The sequence below is a fragment of the Proteus genomosp. 4 str. ATCC 51469 genome (assembly GCF_003144375.1).
Lineage (GTDB): Bacteria > Pseudomonadota > Gammaproteobacteria > Enterobacterales > Enterobacteriaceae > Proteus.
The window spans coordinates 174,196-188,217 of record NZ_PENV01000011.1; the positions used below are offsets into that span (position 1 = coordinate 174,196).

13 protein-coding genes are annotated in these 14,022 nt (G+C 37.0%); 5 read left to right on the plus strand and 8 right to left on the minus strand.

Annotated features, from left to right (window positions below; all coding sequences use genetic code 11):
• Position 1 precedes the first annotated feature (1 nt).
• The 3 genes from chbA to DK866_RS11655 form a co-directional block, all read right to left on the minus strand.
• Positions 2–349 (minus strand): PTS N,N'-diacetylchitobiose transporter subunit IIA, encoded by a 348-nt coding sequence (gene chbA / locus DK866_RS11645; protein ID WP_072068898.1) that lies wholly within the window; start codon positions 347–349, stop codon positions 2–4.
• 60 nt (positions 350–409) lie between these two features.
• Positions 410–1,768 (minus strand): PTS N,N'-diacetylchitobiose transporter subunit IIC, encoded by a 1,359-nt coding sequence (gene chbC / locus DK866_RS11650; RefSeq protein ID WP_109409028.1) that lies wholly within the window; start codon positions 1,766–1,768, stop codon positions 410–412.
• Positions 1,769–1,861: 93 nt separating this feature from the next.
• The gene (locus tag DK866_RS11655) at positions 1,862–2,188 is read right to left on the minus strand and encodes a PTS sugar transporter subunit IIB (protein WP_072068900.1); all 327 of its coding nucleotides are present in this window, start codon (positions 2,186–2,188) and stop codon (positions 1,862–1,864) included.
• A 452-nt stretch (positions 2,189–2,640) separates the two neighbouring features.
• Between DK866_RS11655 and DK866_RS11660 the strand changes: the two genes are divergently transcribed.
• From DK866_RS11660 to DK866_RS11675, 4 genes are read left to right on the plus strand one after another with little or no spacing between them, the layout of a single operon-like run.
• On the plus strand, positions 2,641–3,600 hold the full coding sequence (locus DK866_RS11660; RefSeq protein ID WP_109409029.1) for a siderophore ABC transporter substrate-binding protein: 960 nt from the start codon (positions 2,641–2,643) through the stop codon (positions 3,598–3,600).
• 9 nt (positions 3,601–3,609) lie between these two features.
• A complete protein-coding gene (locus tag DK866_RS11665) occupies positions 3,610–4,572 on the plus strand; it encodes an ABC transporter permease (protein ID WP_109409030.1) in 963 nt (320 codons plus the stop codon).
• Positions 4,559–5,566, plus strand: coding sequence for an iron chelate uptake ABC transporter family permease subunit (locus tag DK866_RS11670; protein ID WP_109409031.1), 1,008 nt, complete (start codon positions 4,559–4,561; stop codon positions 5,564–5,566). Before DK866_RS11665 ends, DK866_RS11670 begins: the two co-directional genes overlap by 14 nt.
• A 1-nt stretch (position 5,567) precedes the next feature.
• Positions 5,568–6,323 carry an iron ABC transporter ATP-binding protein gene (locus DK866_RS11675; protein WP_109409032.1) on the plus strand — a complete coding sequence of 252 codons (756 nt, stop codon included), beginning with the start codon at positions 5,568–5,570 and terminating at the stop codon, positions 6,321–6,323.
• A gap of 64 nt (positions 6,324–6,387) precedes the next feature.
• Here the strand turns inward: DK866_RS11675 and DK866_RS11680 are convergent, their stop codons facing one another.
• Complete coding sequence (locus DK866_RS11680) at positions 6,388–6,942, minus strand: TetR/AcrR family transcriptional regulator (RefSeq protein WP_109409033.1); 555 nt, start codon at positions 6,940–6,942, stop codon at positions 6,388–6,390.
• 86 nt (positions 6,943–7,028) lie between these two features.
• On the opposite strand from DK866_RS11680, the gene DK866_RS11685 reads away from it, so the two are divergent.
• On the plus strand, positions 7,029–8,519 hold the full coding sequence (locus DK866_RS11685; RefSeq protein WP_109409034.1) for an MFS transporter: 1,491 nt from the start codon (positions 7,029–7,031) through the stop codon (positions 8,517–8,519).
• Positions 8,520–8,580: 61 nt separating this feature from the next.
• Here the strand turns inward: DK866_RS11685 and DK866_RS11690 are convergent, their stop codons facing one another.
• From DK866_RS11690 to DK866_RS11705, 4 genes are all read right to left on the minus strand, one after another.
• Complete coding sequence (locus DK866_RS11690; RefSeq protein ID WP_109409035.1) at positions 8,581–10,044, minus strand: TolC family protein; 1,464 nt, start codon at positions 10,042–10,044, stop codon at positions 8,581–8,583.
• 12 nt (positions 10,045–10,056) lie between these two features.
• Positions 10,057–11,172, minus strand: a complete 1,116-nt coding sequence (locus DK866_RS11695) for an HlyD family type I secretion periplasmic adaptor subunit (RefSeq protein ID WP_208624181.1) — start codon at positions 11,170–11,172, stop codon at positions 10,057–10,059.
• A 274-nt stretch (positions 11,173–11,446) separates the two neighbouring features.
• On the minus strand, positions 11,447–13,588 hold the full coding sequence (locus DK866_RS11700) for a type I secretion system permease/ATPase (RefSeq protein ID WP_109409036.1): 2,142 nt from the start codon (positions 13,586–13,588) through the stop codon (positions 11,447–11,449).
• Positions 13,589–13,668: 80 nt separating this feature from the next.
• On the minus strand, positions 13,669–14,022 hold a 354-nt coding region (locus DK866_RS11705), incomplete at its 5' end, for a hypothetical protein (RefSeq protein ID WP_208624180.1).

Sequence of the window (14,022 nt, forward strand, 5' to 3'; positions counted from 1 at the left end):
CTTATTTTATCTTTTCATGTAACTCGATTAATTCTGTCACTAATTCTCTAGCTAACATTGAAGTCATTAAATGATCTTGTGCATGGACTAAAACTAAACTGACTTTAGTTTTTCCGATACCTTGGTCATCACCAATTAAACGTGTCTGTATTTTATGGGCTTCATTTAATGCTTCACGAGATTGCTCCATTAATTTTCTAGCGCCTTCAAAATCGCCTTCTTTGGCTTTTTTTAAAGCGCCATAGGCTACGCTGCGTGCTTGGCCTGAATTAATGATAAGACCCATGATTATCTCTTCAAATTCATCTTCTGTAGCACTGCTATCAACTGCATTTTCAATATCTAACATGGTATATCCTCTTTGACTCTAAAAAGTGCAGAGAAACCTCTGCACTCCTTTTTCTATGACTTAAAATTTCAATGCATTGGCAATATCCTCTTCGCTCTCTTCTTTCTCAATTTCAGTTTGTGCTTTGTTTGAGATGATAACGAAAGGAAGATAAATCAGTGTTGCTACACCCAAGTTAAACAGCGCTAATAACAGTGCTGCGATACTACCGTTAGTATTAAAGAATGCACCTAATCCCGTTGGCATCGTCCATGGCGCTATATTTGTTACCGGTGGGATTATCCCTAAGTAATAAGCCGTCACAGTAATTGCAGCAAGAATAGGTTGAATAAGAATAAAAGGAATAAACATCACTGGATTCATAATCACAGGTAAACCAAAAATAATCGGCTCATTAATTTGGAATAAACCTGCTGGCAATGCCAGTTTAGCAACTTGGCGATGATCTGCACGACGAGATGCGATAAAGATTGCAATAATAAGTCCCAGTGTTGCCCCTGTACCGCCTAAGAAGATAAAGGAGTCTAACATTGGTTTTGCCCAGAGATGGAACGTCTTACCTGCGGCTAAAGCGGCTTCTACTGAACCATATTCAGTATAAATAGAGACGTTTTCTAATGCCCACGGTGTCATAATACCACTATCAAGTGCTGCAAGTGCCAGTGAACCATGAATACCAAAGAACCACAGTAGAGAGGTAAAAATAACGTATGCCCAACCTACAACAGAACCCATTGATGCTAATGGTGTTGAGATAGAGTCTAAAATAATTTGATGGAAGTTTGTTTCATACGTCGCTAATCCCCACGAAATAATCCCCATAATTGATAAGATAATAAAACCGGGAATTAATGCAGAGAAAGAACGTGAAACAGAAGCAGGGACACTATCAGGTAATCGAATAACCCAATTACGACGCACAATAAAGGTAAACATTTCAGCCACAACAAGACCAATAATGATACCTGAAATAATATTTGCCCCACCAAGCCAATTAGCGCCAACAGCATAAGCGCCAGCTGCATTGTAAGGTGTTACCGTCATAAAGGCAGCAATAGAGAGTAAGCCTGCCGCAATCGGATCAACTTTTCGCTCTTCTGCTAATGCCATTCCGATAAAGAATGGCGCCATCAACGACATTATACCTAATGTACCGTTATAAACGTTCCCCCCAATAGCTTTAAAACCATTGAGTGTTTCTATTGTTGATGCATCAAGGCGGATACCTAGAGAATAAAAAAAGGAGCCATCACCAAAACTAAGAAAAACGTTATTGATAAGTACAAACATTGCCCCTGCAAGAGTTAACGGCATTAAACGAATAAAGCCATTTTTAATCGCATTAACGTGAGGTTGCTTTCCAATTTTAACCGCAAAAGGAAGGAGTACCTTTTCAAGTGAACCAATGAACTTACTCATAGAAAAATACCCTTTAAATGCCGCTAATTGCTCGGCTTGCTGAAAAATTCGCTCTTTGACTGGAATAAAAAATTAAATAATAAAAAAATAAAATTAATTTGTTGTTGCAGATGCTTTTTTAATAGAGGCGACAGCGGCTTTTAACACGCCTAAGCCATCTACTTTTCCATATAACAGAGAATCGATCACTTCGACCGGTTTATTCGGGAGTAATTTTTGAATATCAGGTAACATCCAGCTAATTTGTGGACCTAGCAAAATCAGATCCGCATCCTGCCCTTTTTGTGCAGCTAAAGTTTCAGGAAAAGCTTCAATGACCACAGGCACATCATATTTCTCTGCTTGTGCTCGCATTTTGGTCACGAGAAGGGATGTTGACATGCCAGCAGAACAAAATAAGTAAATATATTTCTTTTGCATAAAACCCTCTTGAGTTGGCAACGATTTACCCTAGAGATAACAAGGCTTTCTCTTGTGCATTCATTACTGTGTCAGTACAGAAACCGAAGTAAGATTAAAATAAGGATTGTTTCTGCTTGAATGAAGTATACGCAATGATACTAGCTAACGATATTTCTTACAGGTTAAGAATTGTCTCTCCTTGACCTGCTCTTTTGACACTCTTCACAAATTGAGCAAATAATCTTAAGAGTTCTTTCACGTCACAAAATTTGTTCTCTATTTTCCTTTAATGATCTCTCGCAAAATTTCGCCATTTTAGTCAAGTTAACCCTTTATTATTATGAGAATGTGAATTAGTATCATTACTCTTTATACTTTTGATGGTATTATCATCTTCTTTGTGGATCGACATTTAAGCCACTGCTGTAAAGATCCGTCTTATTTCGTGTTGCAACAATATGGGAAAGAGAATGTTTAAAAAGTCATTAAGCCCACTGTTTTTACTGCTTTCTTCACTTGTTATCGCTGGTTGTGATAACGCTCAAGACACATCAACAGCACAATCAGCAGAGAAACAAACTCTCACGATTGAACATTTTCAAGGGACAACTGAAATCCCAGCTCACCCACAGAAAGTGGTTGTGATGAATATGGAAACCCTTGATATTATTGATGCATTAGGTGCTCCTATTGTTGGTCTGCCACAAACTAATGTTCATTTACCTAAATTCTTAGAAAAATATACCAATCCGAACGACTACATCAATGAAGGTGCGTTATTCGAGCCAAACTATGAAAAGCTCAGCACAACAGCGCCTGATTTAATTTTAAGTGGTAGCCGAGCTCGCGATGCATATGCAAAATTAAGTGAAATTGCGCCTGCAATTTCAATGGATATCGACCCTAAACGTTTTGTCGAAAGCCTTGCTGAACGCACAACAACATTAGGTCAAATTTTTGGCAAAGAAGAGCAAGCCAAAAAATTACTGGCTGATTTCAATAGTAAAATTGATACTGTAAAAGCCAAAACACCAGATGCTGGTAAAGCGATGGTTGTGTTAGTCAGTGGTGGTAAAATATCAGCATATGGCCCAGGCTCTCGCTTTGGCTTTATCTATGATGTATTAGGTTTTGAACCTGCTTATGTTTTTGATAGCCCAGGTTCACACGGCAACATCGTCAACTCTGAATTACTGTTAAAACTTAACCCAGACTGGATGTTTGTTATCGACCGTGACGCTGCGATTGGCCGTGAAGATTCACAGCCTGCACAACAAGTCCTTGATAATGCGCTGGTAAGAAAAGTAAATGCTTGGAATAAAGACCAAGTTATCTATCTTGATGCAAGCTCTATTTATATTTCTGGCGGGATCCAAACTTACTCTCGTTTAATGGATACTATCAATCAAGCGCTGGATCAAAAAAAATAAAGTAACTGAATGAAAACGTTCCATTTATCATTGGGGATAGGACTTGTTGCTATCCTCTCAATGATCAGTCTATTTGTCGGCGCAGGAGATATTACTCCTGCTTCGCTTTTTTCTGATCCCGATATGCGTGATATCTTCTTTATCAGCCGTGTTCCAAGAACCCTGTCATTATTACTCGCCGGTGGTGCCATTAGTGTTGCAGGCTTAATTATGCAACTACTAACCCAGAATCGTTTTGTCGAACCCTCTCTTGCGGGAACCACTCAATCTGCAAGCCTTGGATTATTAGTCGTTATGCTGCTCTTTCCTGCGGCTGGCATCTTTACCAAAATGTTGGTAGCGACCGTTTTCGCCCTACTTGGTACTTTGTTATTTATGCTGCTTCTGCAAAGGATCACCTTAAAAACGACATTAATAGTGCCTTTAGTGGGGATTATGCTTAGCGCTGTTATCGGTGCGTTGACTATCTTTTTAGCGGTTTATTTCGATTTATTGCAATCTTTAGACGCATGGACAAGTGGCGATTTTTCAAGTGTATTACAAGGTCGCTATGAGCTTTTATGGCTTGTCGGTGCGCTTGCGTTAATGGCATGTTGGGTTGCTGATAGCTTTACTGTGGCTGGAATGGGACGTGAATTCTCCATTAATGTGGGACTTAATTACCGTAGAGTGATGATCATTGGATTATCCATTATTGCACTGATTAGTGGTGTTGTTGTGTCTGTTGTTGGTGCATTACCTTTCCTTGGCTTGATTGTCCCCAATCTAGTGAGCTTAGTGATGGGTGATAATATTCGTAAAACCATTCCGTGGGTTTGCTTGAGTGGTGGTGCGATTGTTTTATTGTGTGATGTAATTGGCCGACTTATTCGCTACCCATTTGAAATTCCTGCCAGTGTTATTTTAGGCGCTGTGGGTGCCGTTATTTTCCTTTTTTTACTACTAAAGCAGCAACGTTATGCAAAAAGTTAATTCAGCCATAATTAGCAAATGTACTGGCGCTGCCGAACATAAGAAAATGCGCCTTTCGCCCATGTCTCGTATCTGGTTATTATTAGGGGCATCGTTATTATCTATTGTGTTATTTATGACGATAAACCTAAACGGCAATATCTCTTATATTCTGACTCACCGTGCCTACATTATTCTCACCATGATTGTGGTGGCGTTTGCAGCTGGTGTGTCGACTATTCTGTTTCAAACCATTGCTAACAACCGTATTTTGACTCCTTCATTAATGGGTTTAGAAGCTCTGTTTGTGTTACTACAAACCGTGTTTGTCTTTTTTGAAGGCGATATGCCCGCGTCATGGATGTTGAACTTATCAAAATTCTTTTTAGAATCAACATTATTGGTGCTATTTTCGGTTGTACTTTATCGTTGGTTGTTTAGCTCAGTACGTTTTAACATCAATTTAGTTCTGATGATTGGGATTATCTTAGGTACGTTATTTCGTAGTTCAGCCACACTATTACAACGTTTGATGGACCCTAATGAATTCTCCATTTTACAAGGTCGCATGTTTGCCACCTTCACCCGTGCAACCCCTGATCTTATCTTTTGCGCTTTAGCCATTATCGTTGTTGTTGGTATTTTACTTTGGCGGATGCGATATAGTTTTGATGTAATGGCATTAGGCCAAGCGAATGCGATTAACCTTGGTATTAATTACCGCAAGCAAACCACTTATATTTTATTACTGATTTCTGTCTTAGTGGCTGTTTCGACCGCTTTAGTCGGTCCATTAACCTTCTTAGGTTTAATTGTCGCTAACCTTGCTTACCATATCAGTGGCAGTAGCCAACACCGTTTCTTAATGCCTGTTGCCTTTTTACTGGGTACTATCGCCTTAATTGGTGGGCAATTAGTTTTAGAATATGGTTTAAAAATGACAGGAACACTCTCTGTTGTGATTGAGTTTGTCGGCGGGATGTTCTTTATCTACTTGGTGTTAAGAAGACTTTAATATGATTGAAATCAATAAGATATCAAAGCATTATCAAGATATAACCGTTCTCGATAATATTACAACAACAATTCAACGTGGCGGTATTACTTCGATCATTGGCCCTAATGGTGCGGGTAAATCCACACTGCTTTCTGTTATTGGACGTTTATTAATTCCTGAAAGTGGCATGGTCAGTGTTAATGGCATGGATGTTGCTGCAACAGATAGCGATGTGCTGGCAAAAAATCTCTCAATACTGCGCCAAGAAAACCAGTTCGTCAGTCGTTTAACCGTAGAAGAATTAGTTGGCTTTGGGCGTTATCCTTACAGCAAAGGCCGTTTAACGCTCGATGATAAAAAAGTCATTGATGAGTCATTAGCTTTTTTAAATCTAACTGAATTTCGTCATCGCTATCTAGATGAATTATCGGGTGGGCAACGTCAACGTACCTATGTTGCGATGGTGCTATGCCAAGATACAGAATATGTCATGCTTGATGAGCCACTGAATAATCTTGATATGAAACATGCGGTAATAATGATGAAACTTCTGCGAAAGGCCGCAGATGAATTAGGAAAAACCATTATTATCGTTATTCATGATATCAATTTTGCCTCTGTTTACTCTGACTATATTTTAGCCATGCGTAATGGACAACTGTATTATCACGGCTCACCCAAAGAGATCATGAAAGCAGACATTATCGAAGATATTTTCGACACACCCGTTGACGTTAAAGAGATCGACAATAAGCTAATTGCTATGTATTACTAATTCTATTTAGCCCAATTATCGTCAATAAAAAGCATGTTGTTCTTCTCATTAACAACATGCTTTTTTATTGCCTCTTCCCTTGCTGAAGTAACTCAGAATCAATATCTTCAAAAATGGATTGCCACTCATCGTCACCAATATCCATTAGCCCAAAATAACGCAGTAAAAAAGTACCTTCTGTCGCCAAAAAAGCCAGTCTTGCACGTTTTCCAGCCTCCGTTGTTGTATCTAAACCTGTCAATCGCTGTTGATACCACTCTTTTGTACTTTGTAAATATTCTGGCGTCTGTAGCAATGCCGCCATCAAACTCGCGCCTTTGGCAAAAGAGACCTTATCGTGATGATGTGTTGCACGGATATGTGCAGTAACACGATTATCAGGAGAATTATCCTTTTCAACTATCTTGTTAAATTGGGTTTCATAACTCTCTTCCCAGAAATCAAACATCGCATCAATCATCGCTTCTTTACTACTAAAACAGTATTGAACGCCCCCTTTTGAGATCCCCATTTTTTTTGCAACAGTATCAATCGTTAACGCTGCGGCACCTTGTTCCATCACGATATCGAAGATCGCTTCTAATAATTTTTCTCTATCAATAGTTCTTTGACGTCCCATAAAAAAACCTCTTTTCAATACGGTCGTATGGATTTATATTATAGCCGCTAGTAAAAATAATACACATAAAAATAACTGAGATTTCTATGATAAAAGATTATAAACGTTGGATAGTATTACTTTTGGTATCTAGTATGCTGTTTCTCATCGTTGTTGATGTAACAGTGCTTTATACCGCATTGCCACGTTTAACTCATGATTTAAACGCCACTGCATCAGAAAAATTATGGATAATGAATGCTTACCCGTTAATTGTTGCCGGATTACTCCCTGCAGCGGGTATGCTCACAGACCGGATCGGCCATAAAACACTCTTTATTTGTGGGTTACCGTTATTCGCTCTCGCTTCTTTGTGTGCAGCTTTTTCTCCCACCGCAACGACCTTAATTGCATCTCGTGGTTTTTTAGCGGTAGGTGCAGCAATGAGTATGCCAGCTACCCTGTCGATAGTGCGACAAGTCTTTAGCGACTCACAAGAGCGTGCTATTGCGATTGGTATTTGGTCTGCGGTTGCCTCTGGCGGTGCGGCTTTGGGTCCTTTAATTGGTGGGATGTTGCTTGAACATTTTTGGTGGGGCTCTGTCTTCTTAATTAACGTCCCTATTGTTCTTTTGGTATTACCATTCTCTATTTGGCTTATTCCTAAGTTTGCTGGACATGGTAACCATAAAATTGATTATTTAAGCTCAGCACTGATCCTAGTAGGTTTAATCAGCGCTATTTATGCTTTAAAAGAACTAGGAAAACCTTATACACAGTGGAATGAAGTCACTATTACAGGTGTAATTGCGGTAGTTTTTCTTACGCTATTTTCCTTGCGCCAGCGTAAACAAACTCACCCAATGATTGATTTTGGGTTATTTAAAAACCGCTTTTTTAGTATCGGGATTTTGATGGCTGTACTTTCTATGGTGATCATTGTGGGTATTGAATTGCTACTTAGTCAGCGTTTACAGCTTGTTGCGGGTTTTACCCCTTTAAATGCAGCATTAGTGATCTTACCTATTCCAATTGGCTCTGTATTGGCATCCCCTTTAGCGGGCTATTTTTTAACACGGCTAGGGGAAGTTCGCCTGATCATCAGCGGATTTTTACTCACTTTAGTGGGAAATCTGTGGTTAATTGCCGTTTACCAAACAACATCACCAATGGTGTTAATCGGTAGTCTATTCTTAATCGGCTTTGGTTTAGGTGTTATTTTTACCACCGCGTCGACATCCATTATGTTAAGTGTTGCTGATAAACAAGCGGGAATGGCAGCCTCCATTGAAGACGTGGCTTATGAGCTTGGGAGCGTGATTGGGGTGACATTTATGGGCAGTTTGATGAGTACCGTATACACATTAAAGCTAGTACTACCTGACTCATTAGCTATCAACGATGCTGTCTATGACAGTCTAGACGAAGCCCTAATTGTGGCAGAAAAGTTACCAAATGACGTAGCTTCTCTTGTGATATCTCAGGCAAATTTAGCCTTTGAAAATGCCTTTTTCGTGGTATTAGTTGCTACCGCAATTATTACAGCATTAAGTCTTTTTATATTGCCATTTATATTGCGCAATAAGCGTTTATATTAATTTTAAGCGATACCTTTTCAGGCTGATATATTTTATCGCACTGAAAAGGTATCGCTATGATCTAATTTGAAATATTTAAAACGCGACTAATTTCTCCAGATGCTAATAAGCAATCTAAACTTTGTAAATTTGTCTCAATAACATTATTAATATATTCAATGTTAGATTGATGAATATCTCCCTCAGCGTTCAATACATCAATCAATGGTCTTGTTCCTAAACTTTTGTATTGTAATAAATAAAGATCCCTCGTTTTTTCTGCTGTTTGTATTTTTTCTTTTTGTGAATTCATCATAGATAAATTACCCGTTATTTGAGATAACGCGACATTTAATTGCTGCTTTGTATTAATCGCTATTGTTTCATATTGATATTGGCTAGCGAGTAATTCATTAGCGGCTTGGGACATTTTTGAATATTTACTGCCCCCTTCAAATAAAGGGATATCCACGTTAAGCTTAATCTCTCTTCTATCAGGATCATAATCAACATTATCATTTTTATTGATATTTGTTCGATAGTTACCTTCTAAATAAATTGTTGGGAAATTATCTAATCGCGCATATTCCATATTTTTCTTTGCAAGTTCATGATCATATTTAGCAAGTAACATATCAGTTGATTCTGCTCCATGATCTGCATATTGATAGCAAATATTAGAAAGGTGAGCATCAGTAATTAAAGGGATTTGAGAATAGCTCACCGCATTATTTGTGTAATTTTGTAATAATGCATTCCAGCGCGCTTGCTGTGTTTTATAGCTATAAAGCAATGCTTGTGCTGAAACAAGTTTATTTTTACTTTGTACATAGTCAGCTTGTGTAGAGGCTCCTAATGAAGAACGGCTCATCGCTAATTGCTCTATCTCACTAAAACCTTCCACTTGTAATTGTGCAATATTAACTAAATTATTATAAAGAGAAGTATAGAAGTAAGCTTGTGAGACTTGATAAATCAGATCTTGCTGACTTTTTAAAGAAACTATTTTTTCTCGTGCAAAAGAAATTTCTGCAGAATCTACCTTTGTAGATGTTTTCCCAAAGTCATACACCATTTGTCTAATGGTAAAACGAACATCCGAACCTTTATTATTATTTCCATACCGATCTTTATTTTCATAGAGCTTATTATCCATTCCCACACTGACTTGTGGAAAATAATCTGCCCGCGATCCATCAACCATATCTTGAGCTGCTCTTGTTAAATATTCACTATTTCGTAATGATGGATGCCAATTTAACGCTAATTCCACCACAGAAGACAGCGACTGTTTCTCAATACCTGTTTCCGCTTTTTGCATTGGTTGTAATACATTAGATTGAGCATCAGCAACGCTCATTGATTTTGTCACACCCTGAGATAAAAAACGTTTAGAAGGCTCTACCTCCTTATGGATATCCACAATATCTAGAGTAAAAGAGTTAACTGGTTCAGTTTGTAATGTTGCATTCGCTTGTTGTATACCACTGCCACCTAATGACAAAACTGACCCTATTAGTAAAACAGTATGTTTGATTTTTTTCATTTTATTAACCTATTACCGTTCTCTTAATGCTTCATTAATTTTATTAAATGGCTTAATTAAATACTGTAATACTGTTTTACTGCCTGTTGTTATTTCGACAGATGCAATCATCCCCGGCGTAATAGAAAATGATTTTCCCGCCTTATTCACTAAATAATCTTTATCAGTTTTGATATATATTTTGTAATACGTCACATCACTTTTAACTTCATCTTTCACCGTATCCGGTGAAATAACACTGACCGTTCCCTCTAATCCACCATAAATAGCATAATCATAAGCCGTTATTTTGACTTTGGCTTCTTGTCCTGGGTGAATAAAAGCAATATCTTTTGGCGATATCTTAGCTTCAATAATTAATGTATCTTCCAAAGGAACAATATCCATCAAAATACCATTTGGAGGAACCACACCACCAATTGTTGAATTTTGAATATTCTTCACAATACCTTTAACTGGCGATGTGATAGTTGTTTTTTGTACAAAATCTTGTCGCCCTTTAATTAAAGGCGCTAAGCTATCTATTTCAGCCATTACTTTCGCGAGTTCTTGTCGCGCAGTAACATAAAAATCCGAAGTGTATTCTTGTGTTTTACTTTCTAAATCAATCAATTCCTTTTCTAATCTTAATACTTCAACGGTACTACTAGCACCTTGGCGAGCAAGTTCTTTATTAATATTTAATTGCTGACGAATAATGTGCTTACTCTTTTGCAAATTAGCGAGTGTTTGAGTAAGTTTTTGTTTGCGAGACAAATAAAGCTTATTTTCATAATTAATTAATTCAGTTTGCGTTTGTAATTCCTCAGGGAAAACCAAATTAACTATTTTATGTTGTTCAACCTCTGCTTTTAATCGAATAGATGTTGCTAAAGCCGTATTATATTTTGCCTGTGATTCCTCTAGGCTTGATGCTGTTTTTGTCGAATCTAATGTCGCTAACGTTTGTCCAACTTGAACAATATCCCCTTCTCTCACAAAAATATTAGTTACAATCCCACCATCTAGAGATTGAATAAGTTGCTCTTTAGAACTTGGGATAATTTTCCCATTCCCTTTTGTCACCTCGGCAACTTCAGCAAAATAAGCCCAAATCACCATAATAAATAAAAAGATAAAGATAGCCATGATAATACGATTTGCTCTACTGGCTTTAGTATCATCAATCAAACCAAATTCAGCAGCATCACCAATACTGTCTTCAATAAGATAGAGATCTTTATCTTTTTTATTCGTAATATAACGATAATCCGCAATAAGATTTTTTATTCGTTTAAAAAATCCCACTTTTTCTTCTTGGGTCTGTTGTATTCCTTGATTGTGTTGTTGATTTAAACTTTCTAATTCTTTTACCAACTTATTCATCTCATCAGGAGATACTGCATTCGATGAGTTATCTTTTTTATTTTTCATCTGTTACTCCTGAAAGCATTTTTAATGCAACTGCTTTGGGTTTATCAAGTACAATTTTGCCACCCGAAACAACAATAATACGATCCACAAGTTCTAATAATTTTTTTCTATGCGTGGTAATAATAAATGTTTTTCCAAGAGACGTTTTTTCAATATTCTTAATGAAATTAGCTTCAGTAATATCATCAAGAGATGCTGTTGGCTCATCCAATAGTAAAGTCGTTGGTTTTTTCAATAACAAACGGCTTAATAATAATGACTGTTTTTGCCCTCCTGATATCCCAATACCGCCTTCTTGAATAATATAATTAATCCCTTCTGGTAATTTATTTATAAATTCAGCAGCACCTGTTTCCTCAAGAACTTGATAAATTTCCTCATCGGTAGCTAATGGATTTCCTAATGTCACATTATCTCGTACAGTACCGTAAAATAACTTAGCATTTTGGCTTAAATAGCCCACATCTCTACGTAAATCTGAAGGATCTAAGGTATTTAATTCAATATTATCTAGTGTTATTGTTCCTTCTTGATATTCCATCTTACCAAAAAGTGCCGAAAGCAAAGAGGATTTACCCGCACCATTGCGACCTATAATCGCAATTTTCTCACCGGGTTTAATTTCTAATTCATTTATATAAATCGCATAATTTGGGCTATTTTGATTAAATTTAAAACCAATATTCTCTAATTTATAATGGCCTTTAATAAAAGGTAAATGGACTTTTTTAATAGACGTAGGATGATCAACTGGTAATTCCATAATAGACGTCAGCCCTTTTATTGATACCTTAGTTTGTTGCCAACGCGTAATAATATTCGCCATTTGAGAAATAGGCCCCATCATTCGGGAACTTAATATAGAAGAAGCGACGAGTGCCCCAGTGGAAAGTTCACCACTGATCACTAAAGGGGTTCCCATACAAATCACCCCCACAAACACACTGTTTTGAATAAAATAGGCCATACTACTTAATTTATGTGTTAGGTGTTTTAGCTTTAAACTGGCTTCAGCACTCGTTTTTGTATAATGGACCCATTGCTGTTGGAAACGATACTCTGCCTGCATAGCTTTGATATCATCAAGCCCTTGAACTGATTCAACAATCATGCCACTACGTAGAGTGCTTTCTCTCATTGCTTCGTTGGCAAGCACAAACAATTTTTTCTGTGCTAATAGCCCAGGCGTTATCATTAAGAAAAAACCAGCTAATGGAATGACACAAATAATTCCGCCAATCATATAAATAATAAAGAGAAAAAAGAGAAAGAAAGGTAAATCTGCAATGGCTGCGACTGTACTAGACGTCATCATTTCTCTAATTTGTTCAAGATCGCGCAACTGAGAAATAAAAGAACCTGTAGAAGGTGGGCGATTACTGTCTTTTATCCTTAAAGAATGCCCATAAACACGATCTGACATGCGTAAATCAGCTTTTTTTCCTAATAAATCAATCACTCCATAACGCAACATTTTAAGAATATAATCAAAAATAAAAGCAATTAATACGCCCACAACCAAAACAAACATCGTTGAATAAGATTGTGATGGAATAATCCTATCATAGGTTTGCATAGAATAAGTGATCCCAGCCAAACCCAAGACATTAATAATAAACGTTGCCATAATGACATATTTATAAGGAGAAACGTCTCTTAATAAAATGCGCCATAGCCAATGTTTTTCTGTCGGTTTAATATATAAATCCACTCTTGGATCAGGTCTATCAACCATTGGTCTAAAAATAGCAATTCTTTTTATATTTTCTTTTAGTGTGTCTATATCAACATCAATAGCTAGACCATGATCGCCGCTGAATAATATTGTCGCGTTATTACCTTTTATATTTTGAACTATTCCCACTCTGCCATCATTACTTTCAACAACAACGGGTAACGACCAAACATTGAATTTAAATTTTTTGCTGTCTATAAATTTAGCAACTAAACAACATTGTCTAGCTAATAATTTAATTACATCATCATAAGAAATATTATTCTCATACCATTTAGCCGTGATATTGATATTTTCTGGTGAAAAATCTAATCGGTAATGATTGGCTATATTTATAATCGCTTCTTTATAATTTTCTAAATAGCAATGAGCGTTATTATTTTCACTATTTTCCATAATAATACCTTAATATGGGAAAAACATCCTCATGCCGTATTGGCACGAGGATGTTAATTATTTATTTTATTTTTATAGATTTAGATATTATGAGTTGTCCCCATATCTTCCTCTGTTATTAGTGTTGCAACCTGATGAGATTCAATATTCCCATCATGTGTCGTTTCACTAACAAAAAGTGGAGACTGAATTGCCTGTTCTGTTTCTTGAGAAGCTGGAACAATATTATCAATATTAATATTGGCCTGACTTGCATCCGTTAACAATTCACTTAATTCAGGTAACTCAACATTATCTGGTTGCTCATTCGATATTGTTTCTGAGGCTTCACCTAACTGAAGTAATGCCGCGATATCAAGATTATTTTCTCCATCAATGCCGGTATCAACATCAGTATCTGTGTCGGTATCAACGTCAGTATCTGTGTCGGTATC